The following is a 26,424-nucleotide window of genomic DNA, read 5'->3' on the forward strand; positions in this document are numbered from 1 at the left end:
GAAAGGGTATGAATTGTGTTGCGTTGGTTTGTAGAGTTTTTTAACGCCTATAATCAGTACCACCTGACAGGCATGTTGCGCAACCCTTAAAGAACGAGGCTTTTTGCTGATAATATGCATAATAACGCGAGTTTATAATGATTATCATCGATAACTATTTGTTATATAAATAATTATAAAAACCTCTTTTTGAATAATGCCGCCAGGCAATTATTTTAGCTCGCGCGTTTATTTGCTTTATTTTTAATCAGAAAAATCCACTGAAAGCCAAATCACTCCTGTCGGTTATGTAACAGTTTGGCCATGTTAATTGACTCGATCAGCTGCGTACGGTTTACCCTTGGCGAGTTTGTATCGAGTACTTTTTGCCAGTAGGTTATCGCCTGCGCATAATTCGCCTGCATAAACGCATCGGATGCCAGCAGCATGAGCGCGGTGATCTCGGCGGCGTCCAGCGCCAGCGCTTTATCAATCATCTCGCGGGCCGGAGGCGTCATATGCTGTCCCGCCTGGTAATACAAAACCGTCGCCAACGCCGAGTACAGTTCGGCATTTTTCCCACGGGTGCGTAGCGCCTGACGATAAGCCAGCAGCGCATAAGGGTAATCGTTGCGCCAGAGATAGTATTCGCCGAGCAGCGCCCACTTTTCACTGTCCTGCGGGTTGGCGCGAATCTCGGATTGTAACGTCAACAATTGCGCCTCCTCCGCTTGCCCTTCGGTAAAGTCACGCAGCGGATCGGCTAAACGTCGCTGTTCACTGCGTACCGCCTGCCATTTCGGACTTAAGAAATAGCCGCCGATACAAATCATCAGTAAGACCGCAGATATCACGCTGAGCGTTTTTATTGGCAGCGGACGCTCCCCAACCGCTGACGGCGAGGTGACGACGCACGCAGCTTCCCCTGTCTGTTGACGTGTTCGTACGCGCCAAAGCCCCCCACCTACCAGCAATAAGAGCAGGCATGGCAGCGCCCATAACAACAGCGTTTGGCCGGTCAACGGCGGGTTATAGCGGACAAAGTCGCCATAGCGGTCGGTCATCCAGGCGGTAATTTCCGCTTCACCTTTCCCTTCCGTCACCATCGTAAAAACCTGATGGCGCATGCTTACGGCCACTGGCGCGTTAGATTCCAGTAAGTTTTGGTTTTGACACTGCGGGCAGCGTAACTGGCGGGCAATCGACAGCGCTTTTTCCTGCTGCTGCGGGGTATCAAAGGTCCAGGTATCGACGACCTGGGCACGGGTGGTGAACGGCAAGCAGAGCAGCAGCGCCAGGAGCCACATTGCTTTGGTGTTGCCGGATGGCGGCGTAAACGCCTTATCCGGCCTACAGGGTAAGCTGCGTGTAGCGCCATCCGGCACTTCGTCTGAACGACGTCTCCTTCCCCGCCAGCCGCTGAGCAGCGCACCGATGATCATCAGCAGCCCCCCGCCCCAAATCCAGCGCACGCCGCTCTGCACGTACAGGCGCATGGCATAGCGGTCCTGCCCGGTTTTTTCGCCTATGACCGCGTACCAGTCATGCAGCCAATCCCAGTGGATGGAGGGCTCCATCATCTGTTGGCGGCGGGCTGAGTAAAAGCGCAGTTCGGGCAACAGATTGCCGATCCGTTTGTCCCCTTTCCACAGGGAAATCAATGCTTGTTCGGTGGTGTAGTTACCCTTCGCTTGCAGATCCAGACGTTCAAAACGGAAGGTATATCCCGCCAGTTCAACCTGCTGCCCGGGGCTCAGGTTAAGGCTAATTTCCTGACGACTGACGCTGGAAAAGAGAATTCCCGCCGCGAAAACCAGTACGCCAAGATGCGCGACCAGCGCCGGAAGTCGGCGTTTTTTGCCCAATGCAACAACGATGACCAGAATCATCAGCAGACCAAAAGGCAGCGTGGCGCGGTTAAAATACGGCGCGCCGACAGAGATTCGCCCCCAGCCAAACAGCCCGTAAATCATGGGATAAAGCGTCCCAATCAGCACGATCAGCAGCACCGCGCAGAACAGCAACAGCGCCGCCAGGATCAGCATTTCACGCGACCACCAGCCAAAATGAACGCGCTGTCGATTCCCCTGCGCCCGCCAGGCGTACAGACCAAGCGAGGCCAGACTCAGCACGGAAAACAGTGCAAACAGCGGAACCGCGCGCACGTTATCCAGCGCAAAAGCGTGAACGGAAACAAGGATGCCGGAACGAACAATCAGCGTACCCAGTAAAGTCAGAATCAGCGTGGCTATCGCCAGCAGCAGCGACCAGTGGCGGAAAATCCCCCGTTCACGCGACGTATACAGACTGTGTAGCAGACCAGTAGCGGAAAGCCACGGCAACAGAGAGGCGTTTTCCACTGGGTCCCAGAACCACCACCCGCCCCAGCCGAGCTCGCAATAAGCCCACCAGGAGCCGAGAATAATACCCAACGTCAGGGCGCACCAGCCAGGCAGCGCCCAGCGCCAACACACCCAGGCGGAAGCTTTGTCAAAATCACCGCGTAGCAGCGACGCCAGCGCGACGCCCGCCGCCACCATCAAGCCACCGTAGCCGAGATACAGCAGCGGAGGATGAAGAATGAGTCCCAGATGCTGCAACATCGGGTTGAGATCGCGCCCTTCGATGGCGGGCGGAAAGATGCGGGCGAAGGGATCGGACCACACCACCACAAACAGCAGCAGTAAGGCGGTAATGATGGAGAGCACGCTAAGCGTTAGCGGGAACAGCGCATCTGACTCACGGCGATAGCGCCAGGCAAACAGCGCGCTCCAGCCGGAAAGAAACAGCAACCACAGCAGCAACGAGCCTTCATGCCCGCCCCATACTGCCGCCAGTTTCAGTCCCCATGACAACAGGCTATGGCTGTGCTGCGCCACATAGATGACAGAAAAATCGCTGGTCAGAAAGCAATACACCAGCAGGGAAAACGCGAACAGCAGGAAAGCGAACTGAGACCAGGCCCCCACGCTCGCCAGTGGCATAAGCCCCTGCCAGCGCAGGCGTTTTCCCGTCAGCACGGCAAGCGGGGTCAACACGTTGACCCCGAGACTTAACAACAGCGCCAGAAAACCGGCTTCAGGAAGGAGTACGCCCAGATATCACCTTACGCTACGGTCAGTTGTCCTGCATAGAGAATGAAAAAGCGCAGCAGCAGAACGCCGGTCAGACTGGCCCCGCAGAGCGCCAGCACGCCGTGAAACGTCGAACTGCGATTAGCCCAGGGTTTTAGCAGCATCGGAACCACTAACCCCAGTCCCGCCACGCCGAGCCAGAACCACCACGTCCAGAAGCCTCCGCCCAACGCCGCCGTCAGCGCACGCATTTTACCGTCATCGCCCAGCGCCAGGCCGACAAAGAACGCCGCCAGCAGGAAGATCTCCAGCCATACCACCGGCGTTTCCATACGGTGGACGAAGTGCGCCTCGGTGCTGTGCGGGTTACCGCGCTGGCGCAGGGCCATCGCGATCAGCGCCACCGCTGCGCCGGAGGAGATCCCGGAGAACAGGAACAGCACCGGCAGGATCGGATTATTCAGGAACGGGTAGGACTTCAGCGCCGAGAGCAGAAACCCGGTGTAAGCGCCGAGCAGGACTGCCAGCACCAGCATCAGCGTTTCCAGCCCACGGTGGAACGGCGTAATCAACGTCAGCACCTTCTGGACCAGCCCCAGACGCGGCAGCCAGCGCTGTTGCAGAGCAATCACCTCTTTTTCAAAGATTTTTGCCAGCCACAGAATCATCACCACCATATACAGCTGGAACAGCATGACCCCCATCGACATCACCGAGGTGAAGCTGTAGTGAAACATCAGCTTCCAGAAGGTCCACGGACGCGTCAGGTGGAAAACCAGAATCAGCAGACCGAGGATAATGGTCGCCGGTCCCAGAACCAGCGTGGTGCGCAGCAGGGTGCTATCTGAACCGCCCGATTCCGGGTGGAAACGACGCAGCAGAATCGCCAGCGTGACCAGCCCGGCGGAGATGCCGATCAGAAACAGATAGATAGCGATGGGCCAGTCCCACACCAGCGATTCAAAATGGAAAGCGGATGCGTTCGTCATTGGCTCACCTCCCCAAATTTAAAGGGAACGCGGTAGACCTTCGGTTTGGTCCCCAGCGCCAGCTTGTAGCGATACGTCGTTTTCTGGCGCAGCAGACGGGAAATATCGCTGTTGGGATCGTCCAGATTGCCAAACGTCAGCGCTTTCGTTGGACAGGATTCGACGCAAGCCGGGAGTTTGCCCGCCTTCAGATTCGTTTTCCGACAGAAATCGCACTTATCCGCCGTCTTCGTGACCGGGTGGATAAAGCGCACACGATACGGACAGGCGGCGATGCAGTACTGGCAGCCGACGCAGAGATCCGGATTCACATCAACAATGCCGTTGGCGGCATCGCGATATGACGCGCCGGTCGGACAAACGTCCACGCACGGCGCATGATCGCAGTGCTGGCACGAATGGCGGAAGAAGCGGTACTTCACATCAGGAAACGTGCCCTGTGGCTCACTGCGAATAATCGTCAGACGCGAGACGCCTTCCGGTACGTTGTTGACTTCCCGACAGGCATCCATGCAGGCGGTACAGCCGATGCACAACGACTCGTCATGGACCATGCCATAACGCACGCCGTTGATATTCAACGTTTTCGCCACCACGCGTCCTGCGGTTCCGCTGACGGCCACCAGCGCGCCGACGCCGGTGATAAACTGGCGACGAGAGCAACTCATGGATGCTCCTTAAGCAACGGAATCGACGCCGGGTTAAAGTTCGGATTGTTACGCTGATCGCTGTGGCAATCGACGCAGATCTTAATCCGTCCTTTATCGTTCAGCGTCTGCATCGTGTCTTGCTTCGGATGCAGCGAGTGACAACTGGCGCAGGTCACTTTGGTTACGTGGACGTCATGCGGCCAGAACGCTTTTTGCAACTGCTCAGGCAGGTGGCAGGACATGCAGACGCTGTTCTGCTGTTCCACGTTATACACCGGCTCGTTAAAGCGCATCACATCCTTCACCCCTTCGCGGTGCTGAGGTGATGGCTGGCCGTGACAGTTGGTGCAGGTGACCGGCTGTTTATTGTTCGGATTGATCGCGGACGCGTGTTTTCCGTGCATCCCCTGGGTATCTGGCTTGTGACAGTCCAGACACGCGGCATCCGCGCTACGCTGCGGAGTCACTTCCCAGCGTTCAGTTTCCTGCGGCGTTGGCGTGGCGGACATTCCGCTCAGGCTCCATAACAGACCCGTCGCCAGCACCCCAGCAGTTAATAACGAACGTAATACGCTCATATTCACTCCGTTGCATAATGCCTGATGGCACGCAGCTTTAAGGCCTACAAGACTTCCGTAGGCCGGATAAAGCGCTTGCGCTGTCATCCGGCAAATTTGTCACATGTGAGGTTATTGGCTTAACAGACCGTTTTTACGCGCCTGATCTTCCCACTGCGGAATCACCGTTTTGATGAAGTCCTGCTTCTCAGCTTTGATTTGCTGCATATTCAAACCAATCGCCGCCTGAGCTTTCTCTTTAGTGGAAATATCCGGAATCGCTATTTCATGGGTAATACCTTTGGTTGCCAGCAGACGCGCCAGTTTGGTACGGGCATCGGCGGCTTTATCCATGGCAATACCCAACATGCGCAGACCTTCTTCCGGTGCGTGCATCTGAATGCCGTGGGAAGCAATCGACAGATCCCAGCGCCATTGTGCGTGGCGGATATCCTGCAGAATCGGCTTCATTTCCGCTTCCGTCGCACCGGCATCCCAGGCGGCTTTCGCTTCGAAGTGGGCACGCACCAGTTGATCTTCAACTTTGACCTTCAGGTCCTGGATCGACTGTTTACGCTCGGCAACCACTTTTTGCAGAGTCGCTTTGTCCTGGGTATGGCAGTTCGCGCAGGTCTGAGAGAAGCTGTCGAATGGATTACCAATTTTATGGTCGGTGTAGAGTTTGCCTTCGGCGTTCTGCACTTTCGGCATATGGCAGTCGATACAGGTCACGTTGTTTTTACCGTGAATGCCCGCGCTCCAGGTTTCATATTCCGGGTGCTGTGCTTTCAGCATCGGCGCTTTCGACAGAGAGTTTGTCCAGTCAGAGAAGGCGATGTTGTCGTAATACTCCTCCATATTCTCGGCTTTCATGCCGTCATCCCACGGGAACTTAACGGCTTTATCTTTGCCGTCAAAGTAGTACTCCACGTGGCACTGACCGCATACCATTGACTGCTGGTCGAAACGGCTGGCTTTATCGAACGGCTTACCGATGGTTTCCATCGCCCGCGCGGCATAAGGACGCGACAGCGTCAGCTCAGGTTTGCCTTTGGCAAAGTCTGGCGACGCGGTGTTATGGCAGTCGCCACAGCCTAAGTTATTGACGATTTCCGGTCCCCCACGCGCCCATTTGCCGTGGAAGTAACCCGCTTCGCCATCTTTTTGAATCAGGCGCGCGACGTCCGGGCTTTTACAGCTCCAGCAGGCCATCGGCAGCGGGCCATCTTCGGCGTTTTTCGGCGCACCGGTACGCAAGGTTTCACGCACGTCAGTCACCGCATAGGCATGGCCGCGCGGCTTGTTGTAATCGCGGGAGAAAGGATAACCCGCCCAAAGAATGACCAGGCGCGGATCTTCCGCCAGCGCATCTACGCGGTCGGATTGTTCAGACGTTGATTTCCAGGAGAGGTATTGATCGGGATGCTGAGGCGCGAAAACTTCATTTTTTGCCTCAACGGTGACCGGTTTTGCTGGCTCGAGCGTTTGTTCAGCGTAGACCGACGAAATGAAAAAAAGCGGTACTATCAGGCTGATTAAACGGCGTGCGCTTAAAGTAATCCTTGTCATAGAGGTGTCATCCAGATTGCGCCATTGCGTTCAATGACGGTTCTTTTTTATTTTTTCCATGACGATAACCGCACATAACCGTCATGACATTGCTCTAATCTAGATGTAACAAAAAACCACACTCAAAATGTTGTCTTTAATCAATTGTAAGTGTATGTAAAATACCACTTTAGAGTTAGTGGTGGTTTATTGTGCTACCCCTGTGGCGTTGTTTTCCTCCTGCCTTCCTGTCCCAAAATTTTCATAAATTACTGTTCTGGAAAGATTTAACTAAATTTTGTTGGTCTTCTTCAAAAAAACACACTGCTGAATATTTGCACAATCCGTACATTGCGTGATCTATCGCGCAAATCCTAAACAAAACTGATAAAAGCCCTACATTTAACTTTTATGAGACATATTATTAACATCCTACAAGGAGAACAAAAGCCATGAGCCAAATCCATAAACACGCTATTCCCGCAAATATTGCGGATCGTTGCCTGATAAACCCGGAGCAGTATGAGGCGAAGTACCAACAATCAATTAACGAGCCAGATACCTTTTGGGGCGAACAGGGAAAGATTCTCGACTGGATTAAGCCGTACCAGAAAGTGAAGAACACATCTTTCGCGCCAGGCAATGTCTCCATTAAATGGTACGAGGACGGCACGCTGAATCTGGCAGCAAACTGTCTCGACCGGCACCTGGCAAAAAACGGCGACCGTACCGCCATCATCTGGGAAGGTGACGACGCTTCTCAGAGCAAAAACATTAGCTATCGCGAGCTGCATCGCGACGTTTGCCGTTTCGCCAATACGCTTCAGGATCTGGGCATTAAAAAAGGCGATGTAGTCGCCATTTATATGCCGATGGTGCCGGAAGCCGCCGTCGCTATGCTGGCCTGCGCGCGTATCGGCGCGGTGCACTCGGTGATCTTCGGCGGATTTTCGCCAGAAGCGGTTGCCGGACGCATTATCGACTCCAGTTCTAAACTGGTGATTACTGCCGATGAAGGCGTGCGCGCCGGACGCAATATCCCATTGAAGAAAAACGTCGACGACGCGCTGAAAAACCCGAACGTGAAGACCATTGAACATGTGATCGTGCTGAAGCGTACCGGCAGCAATATCGACTGGACGGAAGGACGCGACCTGTGGTGGGGCGATCTGATTGAGAAAGCAAGCGATCAACACCAACCTGTCGAGGTGAATGCGGAAGACCCGCTGTTCATTCTTTATACCTCCGGCTCTACCGGCAAACCGAAAGGCGTTTTGCATACCACCGGCGGGTATCTGGTCTATGCCGCGACGACCTTTAAGTACGTGTTCGACTACCATGAAGGCGATATTTACTGGTGCACTGCCGACGTGGGCTGGGTGACCGGGCACAGCTACCTGCTGTACGGCCCGCTGGCCTGCGGCGCAACCACCCTGATGTTTGAAGGCGTGCCAAACTGGCCGACGCCAGCGCGCATGGCGCAAGTGGTAGATAAACACCAGGTCAATATTCTGTATACCGCGCCGACGGCGATCCGTGCGCTGATGGCAGAAGGCGACAAAGCCATCGAAGGGACCGACCGTTCCTCATTGCGTATCCTGGGCTCCGTGGGCGAGCCGATTAACCCGGAAGCGTGGGAGTGGTACTGGAAGAAGATCGGCAACGAGAAATGTCCAGTGGTCGATACCTGGTGGCAAACCGAAACCGGTGGATTCATGATCACCCCGCTGCCGGGGGCGACGGAACTGAAGGCGGGTTCCGCCACGCGTCCATTCTTCGGCGTGCAACCTGCGCTGGTGGATAACGAAGGCAATCCGCTGGAAGGAGCAACCGACGGCAACCTGGTGATTACCGACTCGTGGCCGGGTCAGGCGCGCACGCTGTTCGGCGATCACGAACGCTTTGAGCAGACCTACTTCTCTACCTTCAAAAATATGTACTTCAGCGGTGACGGTGCGCGTCGTGATGAAGACGGTTACTACTGGATCACCGGGCGTGTGGATGACGTGCTGAACGTCTCCGGCCACCGTCTGGGTACGGCGGAGATTGAATCGGCGCTGGTCGCGCATCCGAAGATTGCCGAAGCCGCCGTGGTGGGTATTCCGCATAGTATTAAAGGCCAGGCGATTTACGCTTACGTCACGCTGAACCACGGCGAAGAGCCGTCACCTGAACTCTACGCGGAAGTGCGTAACTGGGTGCGTAAAGAGATTGGCCCGCTGGCGACCCCAGACGTGCTGCACTGGACCGACTCACTGCCGAAAACCCGTTCCGGCAAAATCATGCGCCGTATTTTGCGCAAGATCGCGGCGGGCGATACCAGCAATCTGGGCGATACCTCGACCCTCGCCGATCCTGGCGTAGTAGAGAAACTGCTCGAAGAGAAGCAGGCCATCGCGATGCCTTCATAACGATAACCGTGAAATGCCCGATGGCGCGCTGCTTATCGGGCCTACAAATCCTATCCCTCCCCTGAGCGGGAGGGAAATATAAAAACCCTCCCCCAAAGGATTTCGTGTTACAGGAAGGCGGCAAGCGAGCACATCCCCAGTCACATAGTTCACTATGTGACTGGGGTGGGCGAGTGCGGCCAACGAATCTGTAGCGCGAAAGACGCAGGGGGACCTCTGGAGAGCTCTGTGATGAATGACCAAATTTATCAGCGGATAGAAGACAGTGCGCGTTTCAGGGAATTAGTCGAAAAACGGCAACGGTTTGCCACAATTCTGTCGATTATCATGCTGGTGGTTTATATCAGCTTTATTCTTCTGATTGCCTTTGCGCCTGGCTGGCTGGGCACTCCGCTCCATGCGGGAACCAGCGTCACCCGGGGGATCCCGATTGGCGTGGGGGTTATTTTAATTTCCTTCATTTTGACCGGTATTTATATCTGGCGGGCGAACGGCGAATTCGACCGTCTTAATAATGCGGTACTGCACGAGGTTAAAGCATCATGAAGAGAGTCCTGACGGCGCTTGCCGCCACACTACCCTTCGCGGCCAACGCGGCGGATGCCATTAGCGGTGCGGTCCAACGCCAGCCAACCAACTGGCAGGCGATTGTTATGTTCCTGATTTTCGTCGTGTTTACGCTTGGTATCACTTACTGGGCGTCTAAACGCGTGCGTTCACGCAGCGACTACTACACGGCGGGCGGTAATATCACTGGCTTCCAGAATGGGCTGGCGATTGCGGGTGACTATATGTCTGCCGCATCTTTCCTGGGGATTTCCGCACTGGTGTTTACTTCCGGTTATGACGGGCTGATCTACTCACTGGGCTTTCTGGTGGGCTGGCCGATCATCCTGTTCCTGATCGCCGAACGTCTGCGTAACCTCGGTCGTTACACCTTTGCTGATGTCGCCTCCTATCGACTGAAACAAGGCCCAATTCGTATTCTTGCAGCCTGTGGTTCGCTGGTGGTTGTGGCGCTATATCTGATCGCTCAGATGGTTGGCGCAGGTAAGCTAATCGAACTGCTGTTCGGTCTGAATTACCACATTGCGGTGGTGCTGGTCGGCGTGCTGATGATGATGTACGTCCTGTTTGGCGGCATGCTGGCGACGACGTGGGTGCAAATCATCAAAGCCGTTCTGCTGCTGTTCGGCGCCAGCTTTATGGCTTTCATGGTGATGAAGCACGTCGGTTTCAGCTTTAATAACCTGTTCACCGAAGCGATGGCGGTTCACCCGAAAGGCTCCGCTATTATGAGCCCAGGTGGTCTGGTGAAAGACCCGATTTCCGCGCTCTCGCTCGGCCTCGGCCTGATGTTTGGTACGGCTGGCCTGCCACACATTCTGATGCGTTTCTTTACGGTGAGCGATGCCCGCGAAGCGCGTAAGAGCGTGTTCTACGCCACTGGCTTTATGGGTTATTTCTACATCCTGACCTTTATTATCGGCTTTGGCGCGATCATGCTGGTTGGCGCGAACCCGGCGTATAAAGACGCGGCTGGCGCGCTGATTGGTGGTAACAACATGGCGGCGGTGCATCTGGCTAACGCGGTGGGTGGTAACCTGTTCCTCGGCTTCATTTCAGCGGTCGCGTTCGCCACGATTCTGGCGGTGGTTGCGGGTCTGACGCTGGCCGGTGCATCTGCGGTTTCTCACGATCTCTACGCCAACGTATTCCGTAAAGGCGCGACCGAACGTGAAGAACTTCGGGTATCGAAAATCACCGTACTGGTGCTGGGCGTGATTGCTATCATCCTCGGCGTGCTGTTTGAAAACCAGAATATCGCCTTCATGGTGGGTCTGGCATTCGCTATCGCAGCAAGCTGTAACTTCCCGATTATCCTGCTATCCATGTACTGGTCGAAGCTGACCACGCGTGGCGCGATGATGGGCGGCTGGTTAGGCCTGCTGACGGCGGTGGTGCTGATGGTGCTTGGCCCAACGATTTGGGTCCAGATTCTGGGTCATGAAAAAGCCATCTTCCCGTATGAATACCCGGCGCTGTTCTCCATCTCCGTGGCATTCCTTGGGATCTGGTTCTTCTCAGCAACCGATAACTCCGAAGAAGGTAACCGCGAACGCGAGCAGTTCCGTGCTCAGTTCATCCGTTCTCAGACCGGTTACGGCGTAGAACAAGGCCGCGCTCACTAATTGTTCTTTATCCCCGGTCATGCTGGCCGGGGATAAAGCGTTAGCGATTATTCAATGGCTTCAACCGTAAAGACGCGACGACCCGGTGCAGCGATAAGTAGCAGAAAAACTATCGAGCACACGATGCTAAGCCATTCCCATTCTTTCACGAGCGCTAGGATACCCGCCGCCAGGTGAATGACTGCCATGATGACGGGAAAAGGTACCAGTTCCCGATACCGCTTAACGACAACGAGAATGCCGCAGTAGTAGCTTAAGACTGTCCCTAACCAAAAAATAAAAAACGCGAACAGACTTAAGGGATTCACAGTGGCAAACCATGTGGTAAACAATGAAACTGCCGTAATCAAAAGAAAATAAAGAAAAAACTTTAATCGCCCCAGAACGCCACTCTTCCACCCGATAAATAAATCATTAAGTATTTTCATAACATCCTTTTCAGTTGTTTATTCCATTTTGTCGTTAATTTTGAAATTACCCTGCCGTAAAACTGGAAACCAGCCTGAGTTTTCCATCCAGTAATTTAAATGTGTATACCGACGCACCGTCACAATATTCTGAGACGCCAGGAAGTTGCTCGTTACCGATGGTTCCCTTAGACACTTGCAGAATATTGTCTTCAAATTTTCCGTCTGCAACCGTATCGCAAACGCCATCTACCGTATGACGCTGCCCGTTTTCCTCATAGTAGAAAGTGCCGTCTTCTTCACTCTCCACGTAGTGACGTTTCTGTTCCTGCTCTGTCAGGGCGTTGATTCGGTATTCATTTATTGTCAGGGTTTCCGTGTTGACCTTGAGCTCACTGAGCATCTGCAAACCATCAATAATCTGCGACGCATTTTTATCGAATTCTGTTTCGGTGAGCGTTTCCATTTTGATTGATTGCGATTCATCGTAGGCAATAAAATCCCAAAGAATGCCATCGACAGGAAAGACAAAATACGTTTTTAGCGCAGCAACGTTTTTCTCTCGTAGCGCCTGCTGGAACTGTTGAAACTGAAGTAGTGCGCTTTTCTTTTGTTCGGACGAAGTCAGGGGGTTAACCACTTGCGCCTTTTCAAGGATGAGAAGAACAGGAGTAAAGTGACGGCCCGTCTGGGCATACATCGTTTCCCCGGTCAGTACGACCTCTTTTCCTAAAAGCGGCGCCAGATCGGGATAATCGATCTGGCTTTTACTCTGCAAAATAATCTGCACTTCCGGTACAGCGTCATTTTCAGAAGCAAGATCGCATTCAAACGGTTGATCCAGCTTCAAATAATCGTATGTTAACGCCTCATCGCCATCCTTGACGCTTTCGTAGTTTGGCGGGCCGGGAAACGTCTGTTGTATCAATGTCCCTTGCAGGGCCATCTGCTGGTTTTCGTCGGGACAATTGGCCAGCACGGCATGACTGAACAGGAAGGCTGAGATCCACAAATATTTCACGCTGAGTATCCTTACACGGCGGATAATGTTTATCGTCAGTGTAAGGCGTGCCGGAAAGAAAAAATATCAGCCGCGGAAAAATCAGAACATCGCCCAGGCCACCAGCGGTGCCACTAGTACCATCACCACGCCGGAAAGCATCATCACCAGACTGGCCACTACCCCTTCCTGCTGACCAAGTTCATAAGAGCGCGCCGTACCCGCACCGTGCGACGCTGCGCCAAATCCCGCGCCTTTCGCCATTCCTTCGCGTATCGACAATCGCAAAAACAGCGCATCGCCGACCGCCATGCCGAATACCCCAGTCACAACCACGAACAGCGCCACCAGATCCGGTTGACCGCCCAACGGTTCTGCCGCCGCCAGCGCAAAAGGCGTGGTGACCGAACGTACCGCCAGGCTGCGCTGGATTTCATCGGATAAGGTAAACAACCGCGCCAGCCAGACAGAGCTGGTCACCGCCACCACCGTTGCGGTAATGACCCCGGCGGTAAGCGACATCCAGTGACGTTTAATAATGGCGAAATTGTCATAGACCGGCACTGCAAAGGCGATGGTCGCCGGGCCTAACAGCCACAGTAGCCAGTGGGATTCGCCAATGTAGCTCTGCCAGGAGATATGACCAAACACCAGCATCAGCACCAACAGCGCAGGCGTGAGTACCAGCGGCATCAGCGGGAGTTTGCGAAAGCGACGATACAGGCGCTTGTTAGCAAAATAGACGACCAGGGTGATCGCAAGGCACAGAACGCTGAGCTGGATATTACTCACGGTTTAACCTGCTGATTTCATAGCGATAGACTTTATCCACCACCCAGGCGGTCGCACCGAGCACCATCAGCGTGCTGATTGCAATGACGGAAAATATACGCCAACCGTCCACCAGTAGCAGGTGGGCGTAGTTCACCACTGCCACCACCGCCGGAACAAAGAACAGCAGCATCTCGGCCAATAACCAGCGTGCGCCTGCCCGCACCCAGCTCAACGGAAGCACCCGGCAAACGATCAGCGCCAGCATCAGTACCATACCCACCAGATTGGCGGGAAGCGGAAGATGCAACCAGGAGACGAGATATTGCGCAACGATAAACAGACCTGCATACAGCAGCACCTGAACGGGAACCTGGAGTCGTTGCAAAACGGCAGGCCTAACGCGGCTTATCGCCACAGCCATGAGAGAAGATCCTGAAAAATAGTACGGAGCGCCAGTATAGAGAGCCCTCGCCGATGACAAAAATGAATTAAAATCATTGCAGGCATAGTCGGAAGGAATAGTTATGGATATCAGAACGCTGCGTTATTTTGTCGAAGTGGTGCGTCAACAAAGCTTCACCCGCGCAGCGGAGAAGTTATTTGTCACCCAACCGACCATCAGCAAGATGTTGAAGAACCTTGAAGACGAACTGGCCTGCACGCTGCTAATCCGCGACGGCCGTAAGCTAATGCTGACCGATACCGGACGCGTGGTGTTTGAGCGCGGGCTGGCTATTCTGGCTGAGTTTCGCCAGCTGGAAGCTGAACTGGGCGATATTAACCATCTTAATAAGGGATTGTTGCGCCTCGGTATTCCCCCGATGGTGGGCATGATGATGGCAGGCCCAATCAGTCTGTTCCGCCAGCGCTATCCCGGCGTGGAGCTGAAAGTGTCCGAGTTTGGCGGCCTGACGGTGCAACAGGCGGTGATGAACGGCGAACTGGACGTGGCGATGACCGCCCTGCCGGTGGAGGAAGAGAGCAGCCTGGTCACCATGCCGTTGTTTAATCATCCGCTTTGTGTGTTGGTACCGCGTTCCGGTCAGTGGATGACCTGTCAGTCCATTTCACCCGCAGAGTTGGCCGAGCACCCATTGCTGATTTACAACGAGGATTTCGCCCTTAGTCGTCAGTTAATGCAGTTATTCAGCGAGCATGGCGTAAAACCCCGCATTGCGGTGCGTAGCGGACAATGGGACTTTCTCGCCGCCATGGTACAGGCGGGAGTGGGGATCGCCATATTGCCGGAACCGGTTTGCGAACGGCTGGATAAAAATACGCTGCGCTGGATACCGCTGGAGAGTGAGCTACGCTGGCAGTTAGGTATGATCTGGCGCGAAGGGGCTTACCTTTCACAAAGCGCCAAAGCCTGGCTCGCCTGTTGTGAGGGGTTTAGCACAGACCTGTAGCCGTTATATCTATGCCTGATGGCGCTACGCTTATCAGGCCTACGGGCACAGTGCAATTTGTAGGCCGGATAAGGCGACTGCCACCATCCGGCAATTCACCTATGCCTGATGGCGCTACGCTTATCAGGCCTACAGGCGCTCACCTGTATTTAGTTCGCTGATTTCTCCTGCCCAGTCTTGCGGATACATCCCATTCTTCACGTCACGATGAAAAGTTGAAAATGGCCAGTCTTTCACTTGTTTAACCCAACCGTGCTTTACGGGATTGATGTAAATATATTCAACATGCCGCGGGTAATCATTGTGGTCGCGAATCGTATGCTCCCAAAAACGGGGTTGCCATATCTTCTGCAATCCCAGCGACTTTGAAAAATGCTTTTTGATTTCTCGCCAACGAGAAGAAAAATCATATTCGTCAGCAGGTAAAGTCCAGACGCTATGCATATGTTCAGGCAGAACGACCCATGCATTGATATCAAAAGGTTTCTCTCGTCTCACCACCACAATTGCAGAACGAAGCGCTGCAATATGGATAGTCAAAAGATGGCTTTTGCGATTGTGCAGGTTAACGGTAAAAAACCACGTTCCACCTTTACAATAATTTCGTCGATAGTCGGACATATCTCTCCCTTTTCTCGCGAACGTAAGCGAAAAAGGGGAGATTCACAATAATGAGGGTTTAATTCAGGAACGCGGCTCGCAAAGATTCAGTAGGCCCGGTAAGAGCAGCGCCACCGGGCAATTGCTCTACTGATTCTCTATCAACAGCGCTTCCAGCAAATCCAGGTCATGCAGCAATTTCTGCAAGGTTTCATTGCTGATTTCACGGGTCGCACGCAGATGGTACAACTCCGCACGTTCAGAGCGCAGCGCCGCAAGGCGGAAGCGCCGTTCGAGGTTCTCTTCCTGCAATGAACTTTCGACATCGTTTCGGCCGTCAGCACGACGTCGCAGGTTACCAATGACCCGCGAGCTCACCTCGGTCAGCAACTGGTTATCGATGTTCTCTTCCGTATCCGCCGCCAGACGCTCTTCCATTTTCTGAATCGCGACAATCGCCACTTCTGCCGTTGCCGCACGCGCAATCCGCTCCTCTTTCAACTGCTGCGAGTGGTCCGCTACCTCCAGATGTTGCAGCAGAATTGGCAGCATCACCACGCCGACAAACAGCGAGAACAGAATCACACCCGCCGCCAGAAACACCAGCTCATAGCGCGCCGGGAAGACATTCCCGTCCGGCAACAATAGTGGAATAGACAGCACACCGGCCAGCGTTATCGCCCCACGTACGCCTGCAAAGGAGGCGATGAGGATTTCACGCGTGGTCCAGGAACCAAACTCCATCGGCTTCTTCTTCAGGAACTTCATGCTGAAGTTTTTCATGGTCCACAGCCAGCCGAAGCGCACCAGCATCAGCGCCACATAAATCAGCACGATATCGGTAAACAGCATCCAGATTTCGACGTTTGGATCGGCCTCCGCCGCCACCAGCGACGACTCCAGAATCCCAGGAAATTGCAGCCCCAACAGCAAAAAGACCATGCCGTTAAAGACAAACTCCAGCATCGCCCAGGTACTGTTCGCACGTAAACGCATCGCCAGCGGCGCGCGACGCATAACGCCGGAACGGGTGATGGTCATCCCGGCCGCCACAGCGGCAAGGATACCGGACACACCGATATGTTCCGCGATCAGGTATGAAGCGAACGGCAACAGGAACAGCAGGACGATTTGCGTCGCGGGCTCATCGCCGCCCCAACGGCTGAGGAAACGCAGCGAACGGCCATACAGCCAACTGACCACGAAGCCTGCCAGGATACCGCCAATCGCCACTTTGAAGAATTCCAGGGTCGCGCCGCCGACGGTAAAGACCATTGTGCCCATGGCAACCGCCACGGCAAACTTCAGGGCTACCAGGCCGGAGGCGTCGTTCATTAGCGCCTCACCTTGCAAAATCCCCATGATTTTCTTCGGAATACGGCCTTCACCGACAATGCCGGAAAGCGCCACGGCATCCGTTGGCGACAGCACGGCAGCCAGCGCAAAGGCAGGTATTAACGGAATGCCCGGCACCATCCAGTAGATGAGGAAGCCAATCCCGACCACGGTAACGACCACGAGCGCCAGCGCCAGGCCAAAAATCTCTCGCCCATGCTCGAGGAATTCGCGTGTTGGCGTCTTCCAGCCATCGGCGAACAGCAACGGGGGGATGAACAGAACCAGGAACAGTTCCGGGTCGAACTCCACATGCAAACCAAACGTCGGCCACGCCAGTAACGCGCCGATGGCGATCTGCATGAGGGGTAATGGAAGCTGGAAGGGTAATACACGCGTAAATACCCCGGACAGCGAAACCACAAGGGTCATAATGAGTATTGTGAAGAATATTTCCATGCGTTCCCTGTTTGCGATGTTTCTTATGTGTGTATGAAGCGTCGTGCCTCAATTTTACCTTTCCCAGAGTATCGCAAAAGACAACGAAATGTGTTCTGAAAATAAAAACGGGCGGCAAATGCCACCCGTTTTCAGAACCAAATGTAAAATCAGATGGCCCAACCGCCCGCATAGAAGGCAACCAGCGCCACGGCGATCACCACCGTGCCGATATTCAGCTTACGCCATTCACCGGAAACCAGACGGCCGATCACCAGAGTGGCGAAACCGATCATGATGCCGGTCACGATGTTACAGGTCAGCACGATAAATACCGCGGTGACCAACCCGGCCATGGCATCGACAAAATCAGCAAAGTCGATTTTTGCCACGTTGCTCAGCATCAGCAGACCCACATACATCAGCGCAGGTGCCGTCGCGTAGCCCGGAACCAGATAAGAGAGCGGAGAGAGGAACAGGATCAACAGGAACAGTACGCCGACGGTGATCGCCGTCAGGCCGGTTTTACCGCCTGCCGCCGTGCCCGCAGCGGATTCGATGTAGACCGCAGCCGGAGCCGCACCCACCAGGCCAGAGAAGACACTGCTTAAGGAGTCTGTGGTCAGCGCTTTACCACCGTCGATAATCTGCCCGTCTTTGTCGAGCAGGTTCGCCTGCCCCGCTACCGCACGGATAGTGCCGGTGGCGTCAAACACCGCCGTCATCACCAGCGCCAGAACGCTAGGCAGGACAATCGGGTTGAGTGCGCCCATGATATCCAGGCTGCCAATCAGTGAGTTGCCATTCTCATCGCTCAGCGACGGCATCGCGAAAAAGCCGGAGAATTTCACTGCCGGATCAAACGCCAGACCCACCAGCGATATACCGATGATGGTCAGCAAAATACCGCCAGGCACCTTCAGTTTTTCCAGGCCGATAATGACTGCCAGCCCCACGAGCGACATGATCACCGGGAAGGTGGCAAAGTCACCCAGCGCAACGGGTAAACCGTCCAGCGGATTTTTAATAACCAGACCCACGCCGTTTGCCGCAATCAGCAATAAAAACAGCCCGATACCAATGCCGGTACCGTGCGCCACGCCTTGCGGCAGATTGCGCAAGATCCAACTACGGATCCCGGTGGCAGAGATAATGGTGAATAGCACGCCCATCAGGAACACTGCCCCCAGCGCTACTGGAACGCTGATCTGCTGTCCCAACACCAGGCTGAATGCCGTAAAGGCGGTTAATGAGATTGCGCAACCAATCGCCAATGGCAGATTCGCCCACAGCCCCATCAGTATTGAGCCCAGACCCGCGACCAGACAGGTCGCAACGAATACCGCTGCAGGCGGGAATCCGGCCTTGCCCAACATACCCGGCACTACGATGACGGAGTAGACCATCGCCAGAAACGTGGTTAAGCCCGCGACCACTTCCTGACGAACAGTGCTTCCACGTTGTGAAATTTTAAACCAGGCGTCAAGCGAACCGCCGGTACGCGCTGAAGGCGTAGACATAGAAAACATCCCCTGAGAGTTTATTTTGCGTCCTCATGCGTGGTGGACATTCCACTGCCAGCCTAACGTCAACTCCATGTGCTCTGATTGCAACAATTCGGGGTGTCGCAAAAAGCAAACGTTTAGCTCCGCGCATGAAAAACGGGTAGTAAAAAAAAGCAAACGATTATCTAGCGATCATATGCCGGTTTTCAACTGAACTTTGTCGCTTTTTACGCATTTCTTACGATTACGCTGAAGAATTCGCCAACTGATGCGCAAACGTTATCGTTACTGCGCAATCTGATAACATATTTTCGATTAGTGAGCCAAATATGCGTGACTGTCATTATTCACACGAGAAAATTGAGGGAGATGACAAAAATATTTTGCCTAAAAAAACGCCACCCGGACTGGTAAAAGGAATAGCGCGGCATACAATTAAAGTATCAACACAAACCGGAACCTCCACCATGTGCTCGAATGAGGGGTGTTGACGTCGGGGGAAACCCTCCCGTCACCAGCGGGATAGAGAGAAAGACAAAGACCGGAAAACAAACTAAAGCGCCCTTGCGGCGCTTTAGTTTTATGCGGATTTTACGGCCGGATGAACGCTTTTAGCGGGAGTACGATGCCTAATCATCTTCCAGCAAACGCGCGCCCGTCCCCTGCTCGCCAAGCTGATCGCCCGGATTTCGCAGTGGGCAATCGCTGCGCGACAGACACCCGCAGCCAATGCAGCCGTCCAGTTCATCCCGCAGTGCCACCAGCGTATGGATGCGTCGATCCAACTCTTCCCGCCACTGCGAGGAAAGTTGCTTCCACTCTTTGGCACTGAGCGTGTGCCCTTCCGGCAGGACACCTAGCGCTTCACTGATGGTGGCCAGCGGGATACCGATCCGTTGCGCAATTTTGATAATAGCGACATATCGCAGCACATCACGCTTATATCGCCGCTGGTTGCCGCTGTTACGCGTGCTGCTAATTAACCCTTTGCTTTCATAGAAATGCAGCGCCGAAACCGCGACGCCGCTGCGCTTTGCGACTTCGCCTGGCGTCAACATTGCTTTTATACGGGGTAATTTCTTTTCCATAAATCGCTTTACCTCAAGTTAACTTGAGGAATTATACTCGCCCGCAGACTAAAGATGAATCGAACACTGAAAAAGAGGCAGCCATATGTCCCATCAGCAAATTATTCAGACCCTTATTGAATGGATTGATGAACATATCGACCAACCGCTTAACATTGATGTGGTCGCGAAAAAATCAGGCTATTCAAAGTGGTATTTACAGAGGATGTTCCGGACGGTGATGCGCCAGACGCTGGGCGACTATATCCGACAGCGTCGGCTTTTGCTGGCGGCAGTGGAACTACGCAATACCGAACGCCCTATTTTCGATATTGCGATGGACCTGGGGTATGTTTCACAACAGACCTTCTCCCGCGTCTTTCGCCGGGAGTTTGATCGCACACCGAGCGATTATCGCCACCGCCTGTGATCTTACTGGCCGCCCTGATGCAAGCGTGAGGGCGGCTGTTGCAGCCACTGGATGAGCTCCTGCGGCGGTAACGCTTTCGCAAAATACCAGCCCTGGCAATACTGAACACCGCGTTTCAGCAGCCAGTTCACCTGTTCAACCGTTTCGACGCCTTCGGCAATGGTTTTCAGACGCAGACTTTGCGCCATCTCGATAATATGTTCCGCAATTAAATGGCTGGTACTGTTCGTCGTCAGGGTATCGATAAAGGATTTGTCGATCTTGAGAATGTCGACGTTCAGTGAGTAAAGGTTATACAAGTTTGAATACCCGGTACCGAAATCATCGATCGCCACTTCATAGCCCGCCAGACGAAACGCCTGAATCACTGGCGTCATTTTCGATACATCAATAAAGTCCCTTTCCGTGACTTCCACTTTAATTTGTTGCGCAAGCACACCGTGTTCACGCGCTTTTTCCGTGATCATGGCAATGAGACGTGAGCAGTGAAAGTCAGAAGCCGACAGGTTGATGGAGATATACAATTGCCGATGTAAGGCCAGAAACGCGCCCATCTCGCGGAATACCTCTTCAACCACGTAGTCTGTGATTTGCGCAATCATCCCCTCTTTTTCCGCCAGCGGAATGAACTCGGTCGGGCTCATCACCTGACCATTATCTCCCGGCCAGCGTAAGAGCGCTTCAGCCCCTACGCAATTTTCATTTTTGATATCCATGATCGGTTGATAATAGAGGCGAAGCTGGCGCTGTCTGAGTGCCCGTTGCAACATTCGATGCGGCGAATAATACCGTTGCCGTGCACGCGACCATAGCAGTAGTAGCAAAATACTGCTGACGAGGGCGAACGGGAGCATCACGACAATTTGCTGATAACGATTCTGATAAAACCGGGCCATGGCGGTAAACACAATCACGGCAATGGGACGTTTCGTGGAATGGACTATCGCGTAAAATCGGCCATTCTGCTGAAAGATGGGGAGATCTTCTCGCACCAGCGGTAATAACTCATTGACCCAGGCCTGTTCACTGACCGAGAAAAACGTGTCCGTCACCGTATCGTAAACGCCCCAGGCAAGCGTCGCGTCATCCGACATAACCTCGCTATAAGATAATGGGTTAATCACCGCGACATAGTTCCCGCGCTGCATATACGTCATTTTATAGCCGGTAAAAAAAGGCGTATCGCGATAGTAATAAAGGGAGAGGTTTGGTTTTCGCTTATAGTCTGCCGTTGGCATTATATAAGGCGTGGCTGGCAGCATTACCGTGGAGCATAAAAAACGATCGCCCTGAGCATAAATTAGCTCACTGATATACAGACGCCCGCGAATAATATTTAACATTCTTTGTTGATGTGCCGGGGTACACGTTTGTCCCTGATACTGCTCAGCCGCATCGAGGGCTAAATCCGCCTGAAGAATGACCAGTTCTGTTTTATCTAACGCTAACTGCGCAAAGGTACGCAATTGGTTACTGGTTTCCGAGACGGCCCGCAGGTGGGCAAACCATAGCGCCAGCATCACGGAGAACAAAACCACCATGATGACCCCAAGGAACCTCAGCAACTTGCGTCGTGCCCGATGATTCATCTCAGCTAATATCCCTGCATATAATGTGCCCGTTATCATCAAGGCCGGTACTCAATCACACTGGCGATTACGTTGCATTAATCTATCAATATTAGCAACAGACTTTTGTATGCGTTAGTCCGATATTGCAGGATGGTGATAATATTCGACCGTAATGAAAACCTGAAGTGGTGATAATTTTATATTTCGGATATGACTCTATCCGAAAGGGGTAGATATTTTTGAAAATTCGTTGCCTCTTTCTCAAATCAAAATTACGTTTACTCTTTTTGCCTTTCCCATACTGGTAGAAGAAAAATACATTTTCAGTCAGTAAATCCACTGGCGAATAAGCATACAAATGTGATAAAGTTCACAAAAATCAATGAAAGAGAAACAGTGTTTCATTGAACGTCGAACTGAATGCCTGCCGATAGCCAGAGTGAACCACGCATACCGTGAAATGCCGCGCTGTCCAGGGCACCTGCTATTCTCAGAGGAAATCTTGCATGGCAACCATCACCACTAGTGTGGTTCTTCTCCGCTGGCCCCTGCTGAGCGCTGTGCTCATGTTTTTAGCCAGCACGCTCAATATTCGCTTTCGCAAATCTGACTATATTGGTCTGGCCGTAATCAGCAGCGCTCTGGGCCTGGTTGCCGCCTGCTGGTTTGCAACGGGTTTACTGGGGATCACGATGATGGACGTTTCCGCCATCTGGAAAAACATCGAATCTGTGATGGTAGAAGTGATGAGTCAAACCCCGCCGGAATGGCCGATGGTATTGACGTAAAAAAGGCCTCCATAATGGAGGCCTTTTTTATAATGCGTTAGTTCACATGCATAGCATCAGAACGGAATATCGTCATCAAAGTCCATTGGCGGTTCGTTGGACGGTGCTGCCGGAGCAGACTGCTGCGGACGAGACTGAGCGCCGCCGCTGAACTGGTTACCGCCCTGCGGCTGCTGCGGCTGACCCCAGCCACCCTGCTGCTGTTGACCACCCGCTGCCGGCGCGCCGCCACCCTGACGGCCACCCAGCATCTGCATGGTGCCGCCAACGTTTACCACGACTTCGGTGGTGTATTTCTCAACGCCGGACTGATCGGTCCATTTGCGCGTACGCAGCTGACCTTCAATGTAGACCTGAGAACCTTTACGCAGATATTCGCTGGCAACTTCCGCCAGTTTGCCAAACAGCACAACGCGGTGCCATTCAGTCTGCTCTTTCATCTCGCCGGTCTGCTTATCACGCCAGGATTCGGAAGTAGCCAGCGTAATGTTGGCAACTGCGCCACCATTCGGCATGTAGCGTACTTCCGGGTCCTGGCCCAGATTACCCACGAGAATAACCTTATTTACGCCTCTGCTGGCCATGATCGAGTCTCCTGAAAAAACATTTCTTATAAGTGTAAACGCGCGATTGTAGCATTACCAATAGCGGTTTTACTACGTTGTGACGCGGATTCCGCGAAACAACCTCAGCCGGACATTGTTACACAAGACACTGCGTTTTGCATTCCAATACTGTATATCCATTCAGGTTATATTGTGTCATAATTAACCGTTTGTGATCGCCGGTCGCACTATGCATGCAGCCGGGCAAGTAGCGTTTAATCCGGGAAAGGTGAATGGATAAGATCGAAGTTCGGGGCGCCCGCACCCATAATCTCAAAAACATCAACCTCGTTATCCCCCGCGACAAGCTGATTGTCGTGACCGGGCTTTCGGGTTCAGGCAAATCCTCACTCGCTTTCGACACGCTGTATGCCGAAGGCCAGCGTCGTTACGTTGAATCCCTTTCCGCCTACGCGCGCCAGTTTCTGTCGCTGATGGAAAAGCCGGATGTCGACCATATTGAGGGGCTGTCACCGGCCATCTCTATTGAGCAAAAATCGACGTCCCATAACCCACGTTCGACGGTCGGTACCATTACCGAGATTCACGACTACCTGCGTCTGTTGTTTGCCCGCGTTGGCGAACCGCGCTGCCCGGATCACGATGTCCCGCTGGCGGCGCAGACGGTGAGCCAGATGGTCGATAACGTCCTGTCACAGCCCGAAGGCAAACGGCTAATGCTGTTAGCTCCCGTGATTAAAGAACGTAAAGGCGAGCACACTAAAACGCTGGAGAACCTGGCAAGCCAGGGGTATATCCGCGCCCGTATCGACGGCGAAGTCTGCGATCTCTCCGATCCGCCGAGCCTGGAACTGCAAAAGAAACACACCATTGAAGTGGTGATCGATCGTTTCAAAGTCCGTGACGATCTCAGCACCCGTCTGGCGGAGTCCTTTGAAACCGCACTGGAGCTTTCCGGCGGTACCGCTGTCGTGGCTGATATGGACGATCCCAAAGCCGAAGAACTGCTGTTCTCCGCCAATTTTGCTTGTCCGATTTGCGGCTACAGCATGCGTGAACTGGAACCTCGCTTGTTCTCGTTCAACAACCCGGCGGGCGCCTGTCCGACCTGCGATGGCCTCGGCGTACAGCAGTATTTTGACCCGGACCGCGTGATTCAGAACCCTGAGCTGTCGCTGGCAGGCGGCGCGATTCGCGGTTGGGATCGCCGCAACTTCTACTATTTCCAGATGCTGAAATCCCTGGCCGAACACTACAAGTTCGACGTTGACGCGCCGTGGGGAAGCCTGAGCGCGAACGTACATAAAGTGGTGCTGTACGGTTCCGGCAAAGAGAGCATTGAATTCAAATACATGAACGATCGCGGCGATACCTCCGTGCGGCGTCATCCGTTCGAGGGCGTGCTGCATAACATGGAGCGCCGTTATAAAGAGACGGAGTCCAGCGCGGTACGCGAAGAGTTAGCCAAGTTCATCAGCAACCGTCCCTGCGCCAGTTGTGAAGGCACGCGTCTGCGTCGTGAAGCGCGCCATGTCTTCGTTGAGAACACGCCGCTGCCGACCATTTCCGATATGAGCATCGGACATGCGATGGACTTCTTTACCAATCTCAAGCTTGCAGGCCAGCGCGCAAAGATTGCGGAAAAAATCCTCAAAGAGATTGGCGACCGTCTCAAGTTCCTGGTGAACGTCGGGCTGAATTACCTGACACTGTCGCGTTCAGCAGAAACGCTTTCCGGTGGGGAAGCCCAGCGTATCCGTCTGGCAAGCCAGATTGGCGCCGGTCTGGTTGGCGTGATGTACGTACTGGATGAGCCGTCCATCGGCCTTCATCAGCGTGATAACGAGCGCCTGCTGGGAACGCTGATCCACCTGCGTAATCTCGGAAATACAGTGATTGTGGTGGAGCACGATGAAGACGCCATTCGCGCCGCTGACCACGTGATTGACATCGGCCCGGGTGCAGGCGTACACGGCGGTGAAGTCGTTGCCGAAGGCCCCCTTGATGCCATTATGGCGGTACCGGAATCGCTGACCGGCCAGTACATGAGCGGTAAGCGCAAAATTGAGGTGCCAAAACAGCGCGTTCCTGCCAATCCGGAGAAGGTGCTTAAACTGACCGGCGCGCGCGGTAACAACCTGAAAGACGTGACGCTGACGCTGCCCGTCGGCCTGTTCACCTGTATTACGGGTGTTTCCGGTTCCGGTAAATCAACGCTTATCAACGATACGCTGTTCCCGATTGCCCAGCGCCAGCTGAACGGGGCGACTATCGCTGAACCTGCCCCGTACCGCGACGTGCAGGGACTGGAGCATTTCGACAAAGTTATTGATATAGACCAGAGCCCAATCGGTCGAACGCCGCGTTCTAACCCGGCGACCTATACCGGCGTATTCACGCCCGTGCGTGAACTGTTTGCGGGCGTTCCGGAATCTCGTTCACGCGGCTATACGCCGGGGCGCTTCAGCTTTAACGTGCGCGGCGGGCGCTGCGAAGCGTGTCAGGGCGACGGCGTCATTAAAGTCGAGATGCACTTCCTGCCGGATATTTACGTGCCGTGCGATCAGTGCAAAGGCAAACGCTATAACCGCGAAACGCTGGAAATTAAGTACAAAGGCAAAACCATCCATGAAGTGCTGGATATGACTATTGAAGAAGCCCGTGAGTTCTTCGATGCCGTACCGGCGCTGGCGCGTAAGCTGCAAACGCTGATGGACGTTGGCCTGACCTACATCCGCCTCGGCCAGTCCGCGACAACCCTTTCCGGTGGGGAAGCCCAGCGCGTGAAGCTGGCGCGCGAGCTGTCGAAGCGCGGCACCGGGCAGACGCTCTATATCCTGGATGAACCGACCACCGGCCTGCATTTTGCTGATATCCAGCAACTGCTGGACGTACTGCATCAGCTGCGCGATCAGGGCAACACTATCGTGGTGATCGAGCACAACCTGGACGTCATTAAGACAGCGGACTGGATTGTCGACCTCGGGCCTGAAGGCGGTAGCGGCGGCGGGGAAATCCTGGTTTCCGGCACGCCAGAAACCGTTGCGGAGTGTAAAGAGTCACACACCGCCCGCTTCCTGAAACCGATGCTGTAATAATGCCCGATGGCGCTGCGCTTATCGGGCCTACAAATC

Annotated in this window: 22 protein-coding genes and 1 pseudogene; 7 read left to right on the forward strand and 16 right to left on the reverse strand. The window is 53.9% G+C overall.

The window, feature by feature from the left end:
• Nucleotides 1–272: 272 nt before the first annotated feature.
• From nrfG to nrfA, 6 genes and pseudogenes are all read right to left on the reverse strand, one after another.
• Complete coding sequence (nrfG, locus tag HVY19_RS20845; RefSeq protein WP_249419124.1) at nt 273–833, reverse strand: heme lyase NrfEFG subunit NrfG; 561 nt, start codon at nt 831–833, stop codon at nt 273–275.
• Nucleotides 834–899: 66 nt separating this feature from the next.
• Nucleotides 900–3,077: pseudogene (gene nrfF / locus HVY19_RS18785) on the reverse strand (heme lyase NrfEFG subunit NrfF); the annotation flags it as partial.
• An 8-nt stretch (nt 3,078–3,085) separates the two neighbouring features.
• Nucleotides 3,086–4,042, reverse strand: a complete 957-nt coding sequence (gene nrfD, locus HVY19_RS18790) for a cytochrome c nitrite reductase subunit NrfD (RefSeq protein WP_181682110.1) — start codon at nt 4,040–4,042, stop codon at nt 3,086–3,088.
• A complete protein-coding gene (nrfC, locus tag HVY19_RS18795; protein ID WP_181682111.1) occupies nt 4,039–4,710 on the reverse strand; it encodes a cytochrome c nitrite reductase Fe-S protein in 672 nt (223 codons plus the stop codon). Before nrfC ends, nrfD begins: the two co-directional genes overlap by 4 nt.
• Nucleotides 4,707–5,270 carry a cytochrome c nitrite reductase pentaheme subunit gene (gene nrfB / locus HVY19_RS18800; protein ID WP_181682112.1) on the reverse strand — a complete coding sequence of 188 codons (564 nt, stop codon included), beginning with the start codon at nt 5,268–5,270 and terminating at the stop codon, nt 4,707–4,709. Before nrfB ends, nrfC begins: the two co-directional genes overlap by 4 nt.
• A 111-nt stretch (nt 5,271–5,381) precedes the next feature.
• The gene (gene nrfA / locus HVY19_RS18805) at nt 5,382–6,818 is read right to left on the reverse strand and encodes an ammonia-forming nitrite reductase cytochrome c552 subunit (RefSeq protein ID WP_181682113.1); all 1,437 of its coding nucleotides are present in this window, start codon (nt 6,816–6,818) and stop codon (nt 5,382–5,384) included.
• Between the two features lie 431 nt (nt 6,819–7,249).
• Between nrfA and acs the strand changes: the two genes are divergently transcribed.
• The 3 genes from acs (at nt 7,250) to actP (ending at nt 11,400) form a co-directional block, all read left to right on the forward strand.
• Nucleotides 7,250–9,208 carry an acetate--CoA ligase gene (gene acs, locus HVY19_RS18810; RefSeq protein WP_181682114.1) on the forward strand — a complete coding sequence of 653 codons (1,959 nt, stop codon included), beginning with the start codon at nt 7,250–7,252 and terminating at the stop codon, nt 9,206–9,208.
• 231 nt (nt 9,209–9,439) lie between these two features.
• Nucleotides 9,440–9,754, forward strand: a complete 315-nt coding sequence (locus tag HVY19_RS18815; protein ID WP_181684333.1) for a DUF485 domain-containing protein — start codon at nt 9,440–9,442, stop codon at nt 9,752–9,754.
• Nucleotides 9,751–11,400 carry a cation/acetate symporter ActP gene (gene actP, locus HVY19_RS18820; RefSeq protein ID WP_181682115.1) on the forward strand — a complete coding sequence of 550 codons (1,650 nt, stop codon included), beginning with the start codon at nt 9,751–9,753 and terminating at the stop codon, nt 11,398–11,400. The genes HVY19_RS18815 and actP overlap by 4 nt, the downstream gene beginning before the upstream one ends.
• Before the next feature lie 47 nt (nt 11,401–11,447).
• Here actP and HVY19_RS18825 read toward each other — a convergent pair whose 3' ends face one another.
• The 4 genes from HVY19_RS18825 to HVY19_RS18840 form a co-directional block, all read right to left on the reverse strand.
• Nucleotides 11,448–11,828, reverse strand: coding sequence for a hypothetical protein (locus HVY19_RS18825; protein ID WP_181682116.1), 381 nt, complete (start codon nt 11,826–11,828; stop codon nt 11,448–11,450).
• 46 nt (nt 11,829–11,874) lie between these two features.
• A complete protein-coding gene (locus HVY19_RS18830; RefSeq protein WP_181682117.1) occupies nt 11,875–12,828 on the reverse strand; it encodes a DUF4431 domain-containing protein in 954 nt (317 codons plus the stop codon).
• An 81-nt stretch (nt 12,829–12,909) separates the two neighbouring features.
• Entirely contained in the window at nt 12,910–13,599 is a 690-nt protein-coding gene (locus HVY19_RS18835; RefSeq protein ID WP_181682118.1) for an LrgB family protein, read from the reverse strand.
• Entirely contained in the window at nt 13,592–14,002 is a 411-nt protein-coding gene (locus tag HVY19_RS18840; protein WP_181682119.1) for a CidA/LrgA family protein, read from the reverse strand. Before HVY19_RS18840 ends, HVY19_RS18835 begins: the two co-directional genes overlap by 8 nt.
• A 103-nt stretch (nt 14,003–14,105) precedes the next feature.
• Here HVY19_RS18840 and HVY19_RS18845 point away from each other — a divergent pair, with 103 nt between their 5' ends.
• Nucleotides 14,106–14,990: a LysR family transcriptional regulator gene (locus HVY19_RS18845; protein ID WP_181682120.1), complete on the forward strand. Its 885-nt coding sequence runs from the start codon at nt 14,106–14,108 to the stop codon at nt 14,988–14,990.
• A 129-nt stretch (nt 14,991–15,119) separates the two neighbouring features.
• On the opposite strand, the gene HVY19_RS18850 is transcribed toward HVY19_RS18845, so the two are convergent.
• The 4 genes from HVY19_RS18850 to soxR all read right to left on the reverse strand — a co-directional run bounded on the left by HVY19_RS18850 (nt 15,120) and on the right by soxR (nt 19,956).
• On the reverse strand, nt 15,120–15,611 hold the full coding sequence (locus HVY19_RS18850) for a transposase (protein WP_181682121.1): 492 nt from the start codon (nt 15,609–15,611) through the stop codon (nt 15,120–15,122).
• Nucleotides 15,612–15,737: 126 nt separating this feature from the next.
• Nucleotides 15,738–17,384 (reverse strand): Na+/H+ antiporter, encoded by a 1,647-nt coding sequence (locus HVY19_RS18855; protein WP_181682122.1) that lies wholly within the window; start codon nt 17,382–17,384, stop codon nt 15,738–15,740.
• A gap of 149 nt (nt 17,385–17,533) precedes the next feature.
• On the reverse strand, nt 17,534–18,883 hold the full coding sequence (ghxP, locus tag HVY19_RS18860; protein ID WP_181682123.1) for a guanine/hypoxanthine transporter GhxP: 1,350 nt from the start codon (nt 18,881–18,883) through the stop codon (nt 17,534–17,536).
• Nucleotides 18,884–19,497: 614 nt separating this feature from the next.
• A complete protein-coding gene (soxR, locus tag HVY19_RS18865) occupies nt 19,498–19,956 on the reverse strand; it encodes a redox-sensitive transcriptional activator SoxR (protein WP_181682124.1) in 459 nt (152 codons plus the stop codon).
• Between the two features lie 85 nt (nt 19,957–20,041).
• On the opposite strand from soxR, the gene soxS reads away from it, so the two are divergent.
• Entirely contained in the window at nt 20,042–20,365 is a 324-nt protein-coding gene (soxS, locus tag HVY19_RS18870; RefSeq protein ID WP_042321117.1) for a superoxide response transcriptional regulator SoxS, read from the forward strand.
• A gap of 2 nt (nt 20,366–20,367) precedes the next feature.
• Here the strand turns inward: soxS and HVY19_RS18875 are convergent, their stop codons facing one another.
• Entirely contained in the window at nt 20,368–21,954 is a 1,587-nt protein-coding gene (locus tag HVY19_RS18875) for an EAL domain-containing protein (protein ID WP_181682125.1), read from the reverse strand.
• Between the two features lie 488 nt (nt 21,955–22,442).
• On the opposite strand from HVY19_RS18875, the gene HVY19_RS18880 reads away from it, so the two are divergent.
• Nucleotides 22,443–22,724, forward strand: coding sequence for a YjcB family protein (locus tag HVY19_RS18880; RefSeq protein ID WP_181682126.1), 282 nt, complete (start codon nt 22,443–22,445; stop codon nt 22,722–22,724).
• A 56-nt stretch (nt 22,725–22,780) separates the two neighbouring features.
• Here HVY19_RS18880 and ssb1 read toward each other — a convergent pair whose 3' ends face one another.
• Nucleotides 22,781–23,308, reverse strand: coding sequence for a single-stranded DNA-binding protein SSB1 (ssb1, locus tag HVY19_RS18885; protein WP_181682127.1), 528 nt, complete (start codon nt 23,306–23,308; stop codon nt 22,781–22,783).
• Nucleotides 23,309–23,562: 254 nt separating this feature from the next.
• Between ssb1 and uvrA the strand changes: the two genes are divergently transcribed.
• Entirely contained in the window at nt 23,563–26,385 is a 2,823-nt protein-coding gene (uvrA, locus tag HVY19_RS18890; RefSeq protein ID WP_181682128.1) for an excinuclease ABC subunit UvrA, read from the forward strand.
• Nucleotides 26,386–26,424 lie beyond the last annotated feature (39 nt).

The organism is Citrobacter sp. RHB25-C09, from assembly GCF_013836145.1.
Taxonomy (GTDB): domain Bacteria; phylum Pseudomonadota; class Gammaproteobacteria; order Enterobacterales; family Enterobacteriaceae; genus Citrobacter_A.

Coding starts and splice junctions, on each gene's coding strand:
- nrfC (WP_181682111.1), bottom strand. CDS start 4,710: ATGAGTTGCTCTCGTCGCCAGTTTATCACCGGCGTCGGCGCGCTGGTG.
- HVY19_RS18845 (WP_181682120.1), top strand. CDS start 14,106: ATGGATATCAGAACGCTGCGTTATTTTGTCGAAGTGGTGCGTCAACAA.
- soxS (WP_042321117.1), top strand. CDS start 20,042: ATGTCCCATCAGCAAATTATTCAGACCCTTATTGAATGGATTGATGAA.
- HVY19_RS18815 (WP_181684333.1), top strand. CDS start 9,440: ATGAATGACCAAATTTATCAGCGGATAGAAGACAGTGCGCGTTTCAGG.
- HVY19_RS18875 (WP_181682125.1), bottom strand. CDS start 21,954: ATGAATCATCGGGCACGACGCAAGTTGCTGAGGTTCCTTGGGGTCATC.
- soxR (WP_181682124.1), bottom strand. CDS start 19,956: ATGGAAAAGAAATTACCCCGTATAAAAGCAATGTTGACGCCAGGCGAA.
- HVY19_RS18850 (WP_181682121.1), bottom strand. CDS start 15,611: ATGTCCGACTATCGACGAAATTATTGTAAAGGTGGAACGTGGTTTTTT.
- ssb1 (WP_181682127.1), bottom strand. CDS start 23,308: ATGGCCAGCAGAGGCGTAAATAAGGTTATTCTCGTGGGTAATCTGGGC.
- acs (WP_181682114.1), top strand. CDS start 7,250: ATGAGCCAAATCCATAAACACGCTATTCCCGCAAATATTGCGGATCGT.
- nrfA (WP_181682113.1), bottom strand. CDS start 6,818: ATGACAAGGATTACTTTAAGCGCACGCCGTTTAATCAGCCTGATAGTA.
- HVY19_RS18840 (WP_181682119.1), bottom strand. CDS start 14,002: ATGGCTGTGGCGATAAGCCGCGTTAGGCCTGCCGTTTTGCAACGACTC.
- HVY19_RS18880 (WP_181682126.1), top strand. CDS start 22,443: ATGGCAACCATCACCACTAGTGTGGTTCTTCTCCGCTGGCCCCTGCTG.
- ghxP (WP_181682123.1), bottom strand. CDS start 18,883: ATGTCTACGCCTTCAGCGCGTACCGGCGGTTCGCTTGACGCCTGGTTT.
- actP (WP_181682115.1), top strand. CDS start 9,751: ATGAAGAGAGTCCTGACGGCGCTTGCCGCCACACTACCCTTCGCGGCC.
- uvrA (WP_181682128.1), top strand. CDS start 23,563: ATGGATAAGATCGAAGTTCGGGGCGCCCGCACCCATAATCTCAAAAAC.
- nrfB (WP_181682112.1), bottom strand. CDS start 5,270: ATGAGCGTATTACGTTCGTTATTAACTGCTGGGGTGCTGGCGACGGGT.
- HVY19_RS18825 (WP_181682116.1), bottom strand. CDS start 11,828: ATGAAAATACTTAATGATTTATTTATCGGGTGGAAGAGTGGCGTTCTG.
- nrfD (WP_181682110.1), bottom strand. CDS start 4,042: ATGACGAACGCATCCGCTTTCCATTTTGAATCGCTGGTGTGGGACTGG.
- HVY19_RS18855 (WP_181682122.1), bottom strand. CDS start 17,384: ATGGAAATATTCTTCACAATACTCATTATGACCCTTGTGGTTTCGCTG.